Source organism: Pseudomonas sp. RGM2987 (assembly GCF_022952855.1).
Classification (GTDB): Bacteria; Pseudomonadota; Gammaproteobacteria; order Pseudomonadales; family Pseudomonadaceae; genus Aquipseudomonas.
Genome location: NZ_JALJDX010000221.1, coordinates 128470 through 140934, shown reverse-complemented (window position 1 = coordinate 140934; position 12465 = coordinate 128470). Strand labels below are relative to the sequence as shown.

At 62.9% G+C, this 12465-nt stretch carries 14 protein-coding genes; 6 read left to right on the top strand and 8 right to left on the bottom strand.

Annotated features, from left to right (window positions below; genetic code table 11):
* Window positions 1-26 precede the first annotated feature (26 nt).
* On the top strand, window positions 27-1205 hold the full coding sequence (locus tag RGM2987_RS26115; protein WP_003198888.1) for a VWA domain-containing protein: 1179 nt from the start codon (window positions 27-29) through the stop codon (window positions 1203-1205).
* Between the two features lie 104 nt (window positions 1206-1309).
* Here the strand turns inward: RGM2987_RS26115 and RGM2987_RS26110 are convergent, their stop codons facing one another.
* The 7 genes from RGM2987_RS26110 to RGM2987_RS26080 form a co-directional block, all read right to left on the bottom strand.
* Complete coding sequence (locus tag RGM2987_RS26110; RefSeq protein ID WP_245145746.1) at window positions 1310-2230, bottom strand: biotin-dependent carboxyltransferase family protein; 921 nt, start codon at window positions 2228-2230, stop codon at window positions 1310-1312.
* The gene (gene pxpB, locus RGM2987_RS26105; protein ID WP_245145745.1) at window positions 2227-2931 is read right to left on the bottom strand and encodes a 5-oxoprolinase subunit PxpB; all 705 of its coding nucleotides are present in this window, start codon (window positions 2929-2931) and stop codon (window positions 2227-2229) included. The genes RGM2987_RS26110 and pxpB overlap by 4 nt, the downstream gene beginning before the upstream one ends.
* Window positions 2928-3680, bottom strand: coding sequence for a 5-oxoprolinase subunit PxpA (locus tag RGM2987_RS26100; protein ID WP_245145744.1), 753 nt, complete (start codon window positions 3678-3680; stop codon window positions 2928-2930). Before RGM2987_RS26100 ends, pxpB begins: the two co-directional genes overlap by 4 nt.
* A 61-nt stretch (window positions 3681-3741) precedes the next feature.
* The gene (locus tag RGM2987_RS26095; RefSeq protein ID WP_245145743.1) at window positions 3742-5028 is read right to left on the bottom strand and encodes an MFS transporter; all 1287 of its coding nucleotides are present in this window, start codon (window positions 5026-5028) and stop codon (window positions 3742-3744) included.
* A 300-nt stretch (window positions 5029-5328) separates the two neighbouring features.
* On the bottom strand, window positions 5329-5871 hold the full coding sequence (locus tag RGM2987_RS26090) for a DUF2937 family protein (RefSeq protein ID WP_003184238.1): 543 nt from the start codon (window positions 5869-5871) through the stop codon (window positions 5329-5331).
* A 12-nt stretch (window positions 5872-5883) separates the two neighbouring features.
* A complete protein-coding gene (locus RGM2987_RS26085; protein ID WP_245145742.1) occupies window positions 5884-6660 on the bottom strand; it encodes a class II glutamine amidotransferase in 777 nt (258 codons plus the stop codon).
* A 31-nt stretch (window positions 6661-6691) separates the two neighbouring features.
* On the bottom strand, window positions 6692-7180 hold the full coding sequence (locus RGM2987_RS26080; RefSeq protein ID WP_245145741.1) for an MFS transporter: 489 nt from the start codon (window positions 7178-7180) through the stop codon (window positions 6692-6694).
* A gap of 164 nt (window positions 7181-7344) precedes the next feature.
* Between RGM2987_RS26080 and RGM2987_RS26075 the strand changes: the two genes are divergently transcribed.
* The gene (locus tag RGM2987_RS26075; RefSeq protein ID WP_245145740.1) at window positions 7345-9399 is read left to right on the top strand and encodes a S9 family peptidase; all 2055 of its coding nucleotides are present in this window, start codon (window positions 7345-7347) and stop codon (window positions 9397-9399) included.
* Between the two features lie 225 nt (window positions 9400-9624).
* Entirely contained in the window at window positions 9625-10098 is a 474-nt protein-coding gene (locus RGM2987_RS26070; protein WP_245145739.1) for a cyclic nucleotide-binding domain-containing protein, read from the top strand.
* A 132-nt stretch (window positions 10099-10230) separates the two neighbouring features.
* Here RGM2987_RS26070 and RGM2987_RS26065 read toward each other — a convergent pair whose 3' ends face one another.
* On the bottom strand, window positions 10231-10518 hold the full coding sequence (locus tag RGM2987_RS26065) for a hypothetical protein (RefSeq protein ID WP_245145738.1): 288 nt from the start codon (window positions 10516-10518) through the stop codon (window positions 10231-10233).
* 74 nt (window positions 10519-10592) lie between these two features.
* Here RGM2987_RS26065 and RGM2987_RS26060 point away from each other — a divergent pair, with 74 nt between their 5' ends.
* The 3 genes from RGM2987_RS26060 (at window position 10593) to RGM2987_RS26050 (ending at window position 12447) form a co-directional block, all read left to right on the top strand.
* A complete protein-coding gene (locus RGM2987_RS26060) occupies window positions 10593-11279 on the top strand; it encodes a hypothetical protein (protein ID WP_245145737.1) in 687 nt (228 codons plus the stop codon).
* Window positions 11280-11327: 48 nt separating this feature from the next.
* On the top strand, window positions 11328-11702 hold the full coding sequence (locus tag RGM2987_RS26055; protein WP_003184246.1) for a YajD family HNH nuclease: 375 nt from the start codon (window positions 11328-11330) through the stop codon (window positions 11700-11702).
* A gap of 274 nt (window positions 11703-11976) precedes the next feature.
* Complete coding sequence (locus RGM2987_RS26050; protein WP_245145736.1) at window positions 11977-12447, top strand: RNA methyltransferase; 471 nt, start codon at window positions 11977-11979, stop codon at window positions 12445-12447.
* Window positions 12448-12465 lie beyond the last annotated feature (18 nt).

Below are 12465 nucleotides of genomic sequence, written 5' to 3'. Positions count from 1 at the left end.
CGTCAACAAGCGCGAGGGCAACTGCCATGCTGCTGAATCTGTTCAATGAGATGCGCGCCGCCAAGGTGCCGGTGTCGGTGCGTGAACTGCTGGACCTGATCAACGCGCTGAAACAGCGGGTGATCTTCGCCGACATGGACGAGTTCTATTACCTGTCCCGGGCGATCCTGGTGAAGGACGAGCGGCATTTCGACAAGTTCGACCGGGCGTTCGCCGCTTACTTCAATGGCCTGGAGAAGCTTGACGACCACCTCCAGGCGCTGATTCCCGAAGACTGGTTGCGCAAGGAGTTCGAGCGCTCGCTGACCGACGAAGAACGCGCACAGATCCAGTCCCTCGGTGGCCTGGACAAGCTGATCGAAGAGTTCAAGAAGCGCCTGGAAGAACAGAAGGAACGCCATGCCGGCGGCAACAAGTGGATCGGCACCGGCGGCACCAGCCCGTTCGGCTCCGGCGGTTTCAACCCCGAGGGGATCCGCGTCGGCGACGCCGGCAAGCGCCAGGGCAAGGCCGTGAAGGTCTGGGACCAGCGCGAGTACAAGAACCTCGACGACCAAGTGGAACTGGGCACCCGCAACATCAAGATCGCCCTGCGTCGCCTGCGCAAATTCGCCCGCCAGGGTGCGGCCGAAGAACTGGACATCGACGGCACCATCGACCACACCGCCCGCGACGCCGGCCTGCTGAACATCCAGATGCGCCCGGAACGGCGCAATACGGTGAAGTTGTTGCTGCTGTTCGACATCGGCGGCTCGATGGACGCCCACGTGAAAATCTGTGAGGAACTGTTCTCGGCCTGCAAGACCGAGTTCAAGCACCTGGAATATTTCTACTTCCACAACTTCGTCTACGAGTCGGTGTGGAAGAACAACCTGCGCCGCACCTCCGAGCGCACCTCGACCCAGGACCTGCTGCACAAGTACGGCGCCGACTACAAAGTGATTTTCATCGGCGATGCCGCCATGGCGCCCTATGAAATCACCCAGGCCGGCGGCAGCGTCGAGCATTGGAACGAAGAAGCCGGCTATGTGTGGATGCAGCGCTTCATGGAGAAGTACAAGAAACTCATCTGGATCAATCCGTACCCGAAGGACACCTGGGGCTATACCGCCTCGACCAACATCGTCCGGGAACTGGTGGAAGACCGGATGTATCCGCTGACCTTGCGGGGGTTGGAGGAAGGGATGCGGTTTCTGTCCAAGTAGTCTTCGGGCGACTGTCAGGGCCTCTTCGCGAGCAAGCCCGCTCCCACACTGGATCTGTGTAGCACACAAAATCCTTTGTGGGAGCGGGCTTGCTCGCGAAGCTTTTAGCTTTTGGAAAACACCTGCCGACATTCAACCTGCTGCCGATGCGCAACCTCCTGCACCACAGGCCGCAACCGCACCTGCGCCCCCGGCAGGCATTGCGCCAACCGGGCCAGGGCCAGCGGCGTCAAGGCGCCCAGACGCGGATAGCCGCCGATGGTCTGCCGGTCGTTGAGCAGCACGATCGGCTGGCCGTCCGGCGGCACCTGCACGGCGCCGAGCGGGATGCCTTCGGAAATCATCGGCGAGCCCTGGTATTGCAACGGTGTACCGAGCAGGCGGATGCCCATGCGGTCGGCGCGGCTGTCCAGTGTCCAGGCGGTGTTGAACGCGTCGAACAAGCTGCGTCCGCTGAATGCGCCATTCTGTGCCCCCAGGATCAAATCCAGCGGCGCCTGTTGTTGGAAGTCCGGAATCCGCGACTGCGGCATGGGCCGGGGCGTCGCCGTGCCGCGATAGCTCAGGTGTTCGCCGCGCACCAGCGCCCTGCCCTGACCATCCAGGCCGCCGAGTTCTTCGCGCACCACGGTCGCCCGGCTGCCGAGCACCGCAGGCGCATCGAACCCGCCGGGGGCCGCCAGATAGGCCCGGGCGCCGAGCACCGGTTGGGTAAGCGACAAGACCTGGCCTTTGCGCAGGCTGAAAAAACGCCACGATGCGACCGGCTGGCCGTCGATCCGTGCTCCCAGGTCCGCCCCGGCCAGCGCCAGCACGCAATCTTCTTCAGCCACCACCGTGAAACCACCGAGGGTAACCTCGACCACCGCCGCGTCCAGGGGATTACCAAGCATCCAGTTGGCCCAGGCCATCGACAGCCAGTCCGCCGCCCCGCCCTGGGTCACGCCCAAATGCCTGACACCAAAACGGCCGGCATCCTGCAACAGGCACAGCGGGGTGCTCGCCTCGATCAATAAACGGCTCATGCCAGGGCCTCCTGCGGGGTGTCATCGCCGCCCAAGCGGATGAACTCGGCGTGGTCCACGGCGGTAAAACGCACCGTGTCGCCGGGTTGCATCAGGCTGTAGCCGTCGCGCTCACGGTCGAACAGTTTGGCCGGGGTACGCCCAATCAGGTTCCAGCCCCCGGGCGATACCAGCGGATACGCGGCGGTCTGGCGTTCGGCAATGCCGACGCTACCCGCCGCCACCCGCTTGCGCGGCGTGTCCAGGCGGGGTGCAGCCAAGGCTTCGTCCACCAGCCCCATGAAGGCAAACCCTGGCGCAAAGCCCAGGGCAAACACCTGATATTCGTGCTCGCTGTGGCGACGGATCACCTGCTCCACTGTCAGGCCGCTGCGCTTGGACAGTAGCGTCAGCTCCGGCCCGACACTGAGGTCGTACCACACCGGCAGCACATGGCATTGGCCGGCAGTCCGGTCATCAGGCGACAGGTTATTCAACGCCTCGCCGATCAATTCCCGAGCCTGCACCGGGGTCAGCGCCAGTAAATCGTAATGCACCATCAGCGTGGTGTAGGACGGCACCAAGTCGATCAACCGCTCGGCAAACACTGCCCGCAGGCGCTCGCTGGCGGCGAGCATCCACGGCATGTTGGCTTCGGCGATTTCATCGAACAGGCGCACCATCAGGCAGTCCACCGCCACCACTTCCACACGTGGGTTCATGGCGCGGCCTGCCGGTCCAGGGCTTCACGGATGCGCTGCACGGCCGCCACGGAGCTGGCGTTGTCACCGTGCACGCACAGGGTGTTGGCGTGCAGTATCAGGGCGCTGCCATCACTGGCCGTCAACGCATCGCCGCGGGCGATGCTCAGGGCCTGGGCGACGATGACCTGCGGGTCGTGATGCACCGCGCCCGGCGCTTGGCGCGAGACCAGGTGCCCGGCGCTGTCGTAGGCACGATCGGCAAAGGCTTCGAACCACAGGGTCAGGCCGTACTCATCGCCCAGGGCCTGGGCGGCGCTGTTGTCGCGGGTTGCCATCAGCATCAGTGGCAGTTCCCGGTCATAGGCGGCCACCGCCTGGATCACCGCACGCAACTGCGCCGGGTTCGCCATCATGTCGTTGTACATCGCGCCGTGGGGCTTGACGTAGCTGACCCGCCCGCCCTGGGCCCGGCAGATGCCGTCAAGGGCGCCGATCTGGTAATGCAGCAAGTCCTGCAACTCCTGGGCGCCATAGGCCATGGAGCGGCGGCCGAAGCCCGCCAGGTCCTGGTAGGCCGGGTGCGCGCCGATCCGCGCGCCGTGGCTCAGGGCCAGGCTGACGGTCTTGCGCATGATGCTCGGATCGCCGGCATGAAAGCCGCAGGCGATGTTGGCGCAATCGATGAAGGGCATCACCTCGGCGTCCAGACCCATGGTCCAGTTGCCGAAGCTTTCGCCAATGTCGCAGTTCAATAGCAGGCGGTTCACGCTGAACGCTCCTGTAAGTGTGCTTTTTACTGACCATGGGGCACGCGCCCACGGTTATAGATTATTCGGCTTCGAGCTGCTTGCCTTGGGTTTCCGGCAGGCTCAGCGCCGCCAGAATCACCACGCCATAGGACACCGCCGCGAACGCCCCGATGCCGACACTCAGGGGCACCTTCTGGCTCAGCAAGCCGATCAACAGCGGGAACAGCGCCGCCACCGCCCGGCCAATGTTGTAGCAGAAACCCTGGCCCGAACCCCGGATGCGTGTCGGGAACAATTCGGTCAGGAACGAGCCCATGCCGCTGAACATCCCCGAGGCGAAGAAGCCCAGGGGAAAGCCCAGCCAGAGCATCACGTTATTGCTCACCGGCACCTGGGTATACAGCAACACGATGGTGAACGAACCGACGGCGAACAGGACAAAGTTCTTCTTGCGACCGAGGATGTCCGACAGGTACGCGCTGATGACGTAGCCCACGTAGGAACCGACGATGACCATGGCCAGGTAGCCGCCGGTGCTCAGCACGCTCAAGCCGCGCTCGTTCTTCAGGAAGGTCGGCAACCAGGACGTGATGGCGTAGTAGCCGCCCAGCGCACCGGTGGTCAGCAGCGAGGCGCGGATGGTGGTGAAAAGGATGCCGGGGGCGAAGATCTCGTAGAACTTCGCCGGGTTGCTCGGGGTTTGCCGGGCCTTGGCCTGGTTATAGACCTCCGGGTCCTTGACCAGCCGGCGGACGAAGATCACGAACACCGCCGGGACGATGCCAAGGATGAATAGCGCGCGCCAGGCGTCTTCCGGCGGCAACACCGAGAACAGCAGCGCATACAGAATCGCCGTCATGCCCCAGCCCAGCGCCCAACCCGATTGCACCATGCCCACCGCCTTGCCGCGATCCTGGGCGCGGATCACTTCGCCCATCAACACCGCGCCGGCGGTCCACTCGCCGCCGAAGCCAAAGCCCATCAACGTGCGGGCGATCAACAATTGTTCATAACTCTGGGCGAAACCGCAGAGGAAGGTGAAAAACGCGAACCACAGCACCGTCAGCTGCAAGGTGCGCACCCGACCGATGCGGTCGGAGAGAATCCCCGCCACCCAGCCGCCAATGGCCGACGCGATCAGGGTGCTGGTGTGGATCAGCCCCGCCTGGCCGGTGGTGATACCCCACATCGCGATCAGGGTTGGCACCACGAAGCTGAGCATCTGCGTGTCCATGCCATCCAGGGCGTAGCCGATCTTGCAGCTCCAGAAGGTGCGGCGCTCTTGCTGGTTGATGTTGCGATACCAGTCGAACGGACCGGAACGGGCCTGGGATTTGGGGACGCCGAGCGTGTCGGGTGCACTCATGGTGGTTCTCCACGTTTTATTGTTCTAAGCCTCGACGCTGCACACGTGGAGACCGGTTGCCCCGATTCTTGAGCGCGCACGCCGACGCGTCCAACTAATAAAACAGCGGCCGGGTCATAAGAAAAAGTTGATTGGGTAGAACTACCCGCAGAAACGGCGCAAAGCCATTGTGGCGAGGGAGCTTGCTCCCGCTGGGCCGGGCTGGCGCTCCAGCGCGCAGCGGCCTCAAAAAAGCGATGAGCGCTTCGCACTCAAGCGGGAGCAAGCTCCCTCGCCACAAAAAGCTCGTTTTCTGCGGCGTTACAGCCCGCGCAAATCCCGCTCTTCAATCGGCCGGCTCTGGCGCAGGCGCTTGCCGCCCAGCACCACCCAGTCGATCAGACGGAACAGGCATTCCAGGCCGAACGACAGCAGCATTGCGCCGCTGATGCCCCAGATCATCGCCTCGGGGGTCAGCAGGATCTGGTAGCTGTAGCCGTTCCAGGTTTCCTTGCGGATGTCCGGGTCGGCGGCCAGCGCCACTTGCAGCAAGCGGATGTACCACGGGCCTTGCATCGCCTGGAACTGCTTGTCCAGGGCCTGCTGGCGCACCAGCAGGGTGTTCAGGCTGTCGGCGTCGCTGCGAAAGATCGGGTCTTCGCTGGCGCGGTAATGGGCCACCAGGGCCTGCATGTCGCCCTTGAAGAACTGATTGGCGGTGCCCTGGAAACCTTGCAGGCCGGTCTGCGCCTCGATCAGGTGGGCTTCGACCCGCTTGGCGTAGTCATTGATGAAACCCGGCACCTGGACCCCCACCAACAGGCCCACTGCAAACAACACCAACCGCAGATAACTGAGCAACATAACGTGACGTCCTTATTCGGTCCGGCCCTGGCTGACGCATTCACCGCGTCGCCACAAGCTCCATTGGCCCGGTTCGTAGCGGGTCCAGGTTTCATTTTCGGTCAAGGGCTCAGTGGCGATCACCGTGACCACGTCGTTGGGCGTGGTTTCCGCCTGGAAATCGACAATCACATCCACATCCTTGAGCCGCGCCGGGCCGAACGGCGCACGACGGGTGATCTGCGCAAGTTTGGTCGAGCAATAGCAGAACAGCCAGTCACCGTCGCTCAGCAGGCAATTGAATACACCCTTGCCACGGTATTCAGTGCAGGCCTGGAGCAACGTTGGCAACAACTGTTCGACCTCCACCGGTTCCGGAAAGGCTTGGCGCACACGGTTGAGCAGATCGCAGAACGCCGCTTCGCTGTCGGTATCGCCCACCGGTCGGTAGAAACTGGCGCCCGGCTGGAAATCGGCGAGCTGGCCGTTGTGAGCGAAGCACCAGTTGCGGCCCCACAGTTCGCGCACGAACGGGTGGGTGTTGGACAGGCAGACCTTGCCGACGTTGGCCTGGCGAATGTGGCCGATCACCACTTCGCTCTTGATCGGATAGCGCTGCACCAGGTTCGCCACTTCCGACTCGCTGCTGGCGGCGGGGTCCTGGAACAGGCGCAGGCCACGGCCTTCATAGAAGGCGATGCCCCAGCCGTCGCGGTGCGGCCCGGTCTTGCCGCCACGCTGCATCAGCCCGGTGAAGCTGAACACGATGTCGGTCGGCACATTGGCGCTCATGCCTAGTAATTCACACATGCTCGGACTCTCGCTTCAAAGGCAGGCCAGGCTACAGACGCGGTTCGATACGCGAACGCTGGGGGTTGCTCGGCACGGGTGGGCGACCGTAGCGGTCGTCACCGGCCACACCGAACGGCGGCTCATCATCACGCTCATCGGCCGCAGCGGCGGCCTTGGCGGCGGCCGCGCGCTCCTTGCGAGCGCTCGACGCACGCTCGATGGGGAAGCGGATCAGCACGAAAACCAGGTAAACACCGAAGGCAATCATGCCGTACATCAGCAGATCGGAGGCGGCCCGCCAGACGTTATTGCCAACCTTGAACAGCACATCCAGGGCGACAATGGCCACGGCCGGGGCAAATTTATCCTTCACCGGGTCGATGATCGTCGGGCTGAACAGCAGCACCGCCATCAACAACCGCAACGGCTCGCGCAACCAGCGCCACATCCAGCGGGTCATGCGCATCCATACCAGCAGGCAGCCCAAGGCAGCGAAGGCGTAAAGGCCCCAGGCGATCAGATAGTCGTTCTCGGTCATGGTGTCCGTGGCAAGGCAGGCAAAGAGGCGCTTATAGTAACGGCTTTTCGCTCCTCGGGCTGCCCCGTGAGTGGACGAGTCCAATTTCAGGCACCAGGGTTGTTATCTGCGAACTATCCGCACAGGCCACTGGTCCCTTTTCGTACAACGTTCGAGAGCCTTTCATGTCCTTATCCGCCCAAGATTCCAACGCCCCGATTGCCCGCAAGGCCCCCGGCGTCGACCCCTACGCCTGGCTGCAGGAGCGCGACACCGACGCCGTGCTCGACTACCTCAAGGCGGAAAACAGCTATCAGCAGGCGCAACTCGCCGATCAGGCTGTACTGCGCGAAACCCTGTTCGAGGAAATCAAGGGCCGGATCCTCGAGACCGACCTGTCCCTGCCCTCGCCCTGGGGCCCGTACCTGTATTACACGCGCACCACGGCCGGTGACGAATACCCCCGCCATTACCGTTGCCCACGCCCGGCCGACGACAGCCTGACGGTCGACGAAAGCCACGAACAACTGCTGCTGGACCCGAATGCACTGGCGGGCGGTGGTTTCTTTTCCCTCGGGGCATTCAGCATCAGCCCCGATCACCAACGCCTGGCCTACAGCCTGGATACCACGGGCGATGAGATCTACACGCTGTTCGTGAAGGAATTGTCCAATGAGAAGGTCAGCGAACTGTCCTTCGAGAATTGCGACGGCAGCATGACCTGGGCCAACGACAGCCTGACGCTGTTCTTCGGCGAACTGGACGAAACCCATCGCCCGCACAAACTCTGGCGCTACCGCCTCGATGGCACGGCCGCCGAAGAAGTGTTCCATGAGCCGGACGGGCGATTCTTCCTGCATTGCTACCACTCCAGCTCCGAACGCCAATTGATCCTGTCCCTGGGCAGCAAGACCACCAGCGAAGTCTGGGTGCTGGATGCCGCGCAACCCCAGCAACCTTTCACCTGCCTGGCGCCACGGGTCGAACACCATGAATACGACGTCGACCACGGCCTGCTCGACGGCCAGTGGACCTGGTTTATCCGCAGCAACCGCGACGGCATCAACTTCGCGCTGTACCAGGCGGTCGATACCGGCGTGGCGCCGAGCGAAGCCGACTGGCAGAACCTGATTCCCCACAGCGACACGGTGATGATCGACGGCTTGAGCCTGAACGCCGGCGCCATGACGTTGAGCCTGCGCGAAGGCGGCTTGCCGATCATCGAAGTACACCCGCAGGATCTGCCGAAATATCGGGTGCAACTGCCGGACGCGGCCTACAGCCTGCACGTACAGAACAGCCTGGAATTTTCCAGCGAGCGTATTCGCCTACGCTATGAGGCCCTCAACCGCCCGGCACAGATCCGCCAGTTGGACCTGGCCAGTGGCGAACAGGTTGTGCTCAAGCAAACCCCGGTGCTGGGGCCGTTCGACGCCGATGCCTATGTCAGCCAGCGGCTGTGGGCGACGGCTGCGGACGGCACACAGGTGCCCATCAGCCTGGTGGTCAAGCGAGAAGCCCTCGGTCAGCCGGTGCCGCTGTACCTGTACGGCTATGGCGCTTATGGCGAGAGCCTCGACCCGTGGTTTTCCCATGCGCGGCTGAGCCTGCTCGATCGCGGCGTGGCGTTCGCCATTGCCCATGTGCGTGGCGGTGGCGAATTGGGAGAGGCTTGGTATCGCGCCGGCAAACAGGAGCACAAGCCCAACACCTTCAGCGACTTCATCGCCTGCGCCGAGCATTTGATCGCCAACGGTTTTACCACCGCCGACCAACTGGCGATCAGCGGTGGCAGCGCTGGCGGCCTGCTGATCGGTGCGGTACTCAATCAACGCCCGGAACTGTTCAAAGTGGCGATTGCCGAGGTGCCGTTCGTCGACGTGCTCAACACCATGCTCGACCCGGACCTGCCATTGACCGTCACGGAATACGACGAATGGGGCAATCCGCAGGAGCCAGACGTTTATGATCGGATTCGGGCCTACGCCCCGTACGAAAACGTCAAGGCCCAGGCGTATCCGGCGCTGCTGGTCATCGCCGGCTACAACGACAGCCGCGTACAGTACTGGGAAGCGGCCAAGTGGGTGGCGAAACTGCGCGCCACCAAGACCGATGACAACCCGTTGCTGCTCAAGACCGAACTGGGCGCCGGCCACGGCGGCATGAGCGGGCGCTACCAGGGATTGCGTGACGTAGCGCTCGAATATGCATTCGTGCTGAAGGTTTTGGGGTTGGGGTGAGGAACTCTGTGGGATGGCCGGGTCTTAGCTCCATGCGCTGGGCATCCCGGTCAAATAACTGTGGGAGCGAGCTTGCTCGCGATGACGTCGGCACATTTGATATTGATGCAAGCTGACCCACCGCTATCGCGAGCAGGCTCGCTCCCACAGGGGATCTACCATGGATCTTTTTACACCCGGGCCAAACTGAACCTGCAACAGCCACAACAAAAAGACCGTGACGACATGTCAGAACCGACCTTACTGAACAAAGAAATCCGCGACTGGCTGATGGACTGCGGTCTGTTCGACCAATTGCTGCCCGTCGACTTCGCCGCCGCGTCGGGCTATTTCAGCATCAGCGCCATTGCCGAGGGTGAGGCGATCTTTCGCGAGGGCGATGCCGGCAGCTTCATGTGCATCATCCACACAGGGCAAGTGGCCGTGCAGAAAACCGGCCCCGACGGCCAGCCCGTGACCATCGCCACGCTGCGCAGCGGCCGGGCGTTCGGCGAAATGGCGGTACTCGATGGCGAGCGGCGCTCGGCCAGTTGCATCGCCGCGAGCCACTGCCAATTGCTGAACCTGGGCAAGGACTCGTTGGAGAAAATGCTCAACGACGCCCCCAAGGTCGCCGCCAAGATCATCCGTGCCCTCGCCGTTTCCCTGTCCAAACGCCTGCGCATGGCGGATGGGCAGTTGCTGTCGCAGCAGGTTTGACGGTCGCACCGCAGTCCTTGTGGGAGCGGGCTTGCTCGCGAAAGCGCCAGGCCAGTCACATCGACATTGACTGACACACCGCTTTCGCGAGCAAGCCCGCTCCCACAGGGGGTTTGCATTCACCTCCTCGATTCATCCGCCGGGCGACTTAACCCTCGGTGGCACCGTCTCCATACCAGGTATCGGCTGATCCCTCGGCGGCCTGGGCATTTCAATCGGGGGCAACAATGGCGGGCCGGCGCTGCCGGGGCCTGCCTTGGGTATGCCGCTGGGCGTAACCGGAGGGTAAGGCATGGGAGTGGCGGTGCCGGGCGAACCGGGAATGCTCGGTGGATTGACCGGTATCGTCGGCTCCTGGGCCTGCGCGCAACTTAACGAGAGCGTCGTCAGGACAATGGCCGTTAGAATGATGCACTTCATCAATGGCTCCGTGGCTTTGTCTACCTTCAGGCTAGTCCTAACCGCGCTGGTTCGCCCTTCTTCATGAGACTTCCATGAAACGTTTTGTCCTGCTCGACACCACCCCCATCCCCGATAATGGCGGCGCCCTGTGCCTGTTCGAATACGGCGAGGACTTCGTCATCAAGATCCAGGGCGGCGACGGCGGGCAACTGATGAACACCCGCATGCACGGCTCCGAAGACGCCCTGGCGGAGATTCCCTGCCGCAAGGTCGCTGGCAGGCCCGGCTCGCGGGTGTTGATCGGCGGCCTCGGCATGGGCTTCACCCTCGCCTCCGCCCTCAAGCACCTGGGCAAGAACGCTGAAGTGGTGGTAGCCGAACTGGTGCCCGGTGTGGTGGAGTGGAACCGCGGCCCCCTGGGCGAAAAGGCCGGGCGGCCGCTATCGGACCCACGCACCGTGATTCGTATGGAGGACGTGGCCAAGGTCCTGCAAGCCGAGCCCCAGGGGTTCGACGCGATCATGCTCGACGTCGACAACGGCCCCGAAGGCCTGACCCAGAAAGCCAACAGTTGGCTGTATTCGGCCGGTGGCCTGGCGGCGTGCGCCAAGGCACTGCGGCCCAAGGGCGTGCTGGCGGTGTGGTCGGCCAGCGCTGACCGGCAATTTTCCGACAAACTGAAGAAGGCCGGGTTCAAGGCCGAAGAGATGCAAGTGTTCGCCCATGGCAACAAAGGCACCCGCCACACGATCTGGATTGCCGAGAAGCTCAAGGGCTGAGCTAAACTCTGTGCAACCGTCATCAGTCTTTTTTACAAAGGTGAACCCATGAGTTCGTCAACGCCGCCGTCCAACACCGCCAAGCTGGACCGTATCCTGGCCGATGCCCAGCGCGACCGGGAAATGGGCTACCGCGACAAAGCCCTGAAAATGTACCCCCACGTTTGCGGTCGCTGCGCCCGGGAATTTTCCGGTAAACGCCTGAGCGAACTGACCGTTCACCACCGCGACCACAACCACGACAACAACCCACAGGACGGTTCCAACTGGGAACTGCTGTGCCTGTACTGCCACGACAACGAACACTCGCGCTACACCGACCAGCAATACTTCGGCGACGGCTCACTGAGCACCCCGAAAATCGCCAAGGCGACCCATAACCCCTTCGCCGCGCTGGCTGGGTTGATGAAGAAAGACGAGTAACCGGCTGACGAGAGCAGGCTTTTGTGGCGAGGGAGCTTGCTCCCGCTGGGTTGCGAAGCAACCCCCGCTTTAGAAGGGGACTGCTGCGCAGTCCAGCGGGAGCAAGCTCCCTCGCCACAGGGGATTTTGTGAACGACAGAATCCCATGTGGGAGCGAGCCTGCTCCGGGCGGCAATCCGACGATGACGATGCAACGGCCACCGTCAATCTCGAAACTGACCACCCTCCCCCATTCCCCGTATAATCGCGCCTTTTCCCCAAAGGCACCCCGCCCGTGGCCAACAAACGCTACAGCTGCATCGGTCTGTTCAACCCCAAGTCACCGGAAAACGTCGGTTCGGTCATGCGCGCCGCCGGTTGCTACGGCGTGGCGTCGGTGTTCTACACCGGCAAGCGCTATGAACGCGCCGCCGACTTCGTCACCGACACCAAGAAAGTCCACTACGACATTCCCCTGATCGGCATCGACGACCTGAAAAAGATCCTGCCCCTGGGCTGCGTGCCGGTGGCGGTGGAACTGGTGGAGGGTGCCCGGCCGTTGCCCGAATACACTCACCCGGATCGGGCGCTGTATATCTTCGGCCCCGAAGACGGCTCGCTGGACAAGGAGATCCGCGACTGGTGCGAAGACGTGGTGTACATCCCCACCAACGGCTGCATGAACCTGGCGGCTACGGTCAACGTCGTGCTCTATGACCGCATGGCCAAAGGCAACAACACCCGTTCGGGGCCGCAATTCCGCTGATCGGTGTGAAATCCGATT

What these genes read in the sequence shown, in the direction of transcription:
- RGM2987_RS26115 (WP_003198888.1), top strand. Translation starts at nt 27, where the DNA reads ATGCTGCTGAATCTGTTCAATGAGATGCGCGCCGCCAAGGTGCCGGTG.
- RGM2987_RS26110 (WP_245145746.1), bottom strand. Translation starts at nt 2,230, where the DNA reads ATGAGCCGTTTATTGATCGAGGCGAGCACCCCGCTGTGCCTGTTGCAG.
- pxpB (WP_245145745.1), bottom strand. Translation starts at nt 2,931, where the DNA reads ATGAACCCACGTGTGGAAGTGGTGGCGGTGGACTGCCTGATGGTGCGC.
- RGM2987_RS26095 (WP_245145743.1), bottom strand. Translation starts at nt 5,028, where the DNA reads ATGAGTGCACCCGACACGCTCGGCGTCCCCAAATCCCAGGCCCGTTCC.
- RGM2987_RS26090 (WP_003184238.1), bottom strand. Translation starts at nt 5,871, where the DNA reads ATGTTGCTCAGTTATCTGCGGTTGGTGTTGTTTGCAGTGGGCCTGTTG.
- RGM2987_RS26085 (WP_245145742.1), bottom strand. Translation starts at nt 6,660, where the DNA reads ATGTGTGAATTACTAGGCATGAGCGCCAATGTGCCGACCGACATCGTG.
- RGM2987_RS26080 (WP_245145741.1), bottom strand. Translation starts at nt 7,180, where the DNA reads ATGACCGAGAACGACTATCTGATCGCCTGGGGCCTTTACGCCTTCGCT.
- RGM2987_RS26075 (WP_245145740.1), top strand. Translation starts at nt 7,345, where the DNA reads ATGTCCTTATCCGCCCAAGATTCCAACGCCCCGATTGCCCGCAAGGCC.
- RGM2987_RS26070 (WP_245145739.1), top strand. Translation starts at nt 9,625, where the DNA reads ATGTCAGAACCGACCTTACTGAACAAAGAAATCCGCGACTGGCTGATG.
- RGM2987_RS26065 (WP_245145738.1), bottom strand. Translation starts at nt 10,518, where the DNA reads ATGAAGTGCATCATTCTAACGGCCATTGTCCTGACGACGCTCTCGTTA.
- RGM2987_RS26060 (WP_245145737.1), top strand. Translation starts at nt 10,593, where the DNA reads ATGAAACGTTTTGTCCTGCTCGACACCACCCCCATCCCCGATAATGGC.
- RGM2987_RS26055 (WP_003184246.1), top strand. Translation starts at nt 11,328, where the DNA reads ATGAGTTCGTCAACGCCGCCGTCCAACACCGCCAAGCTGGACCGTATC.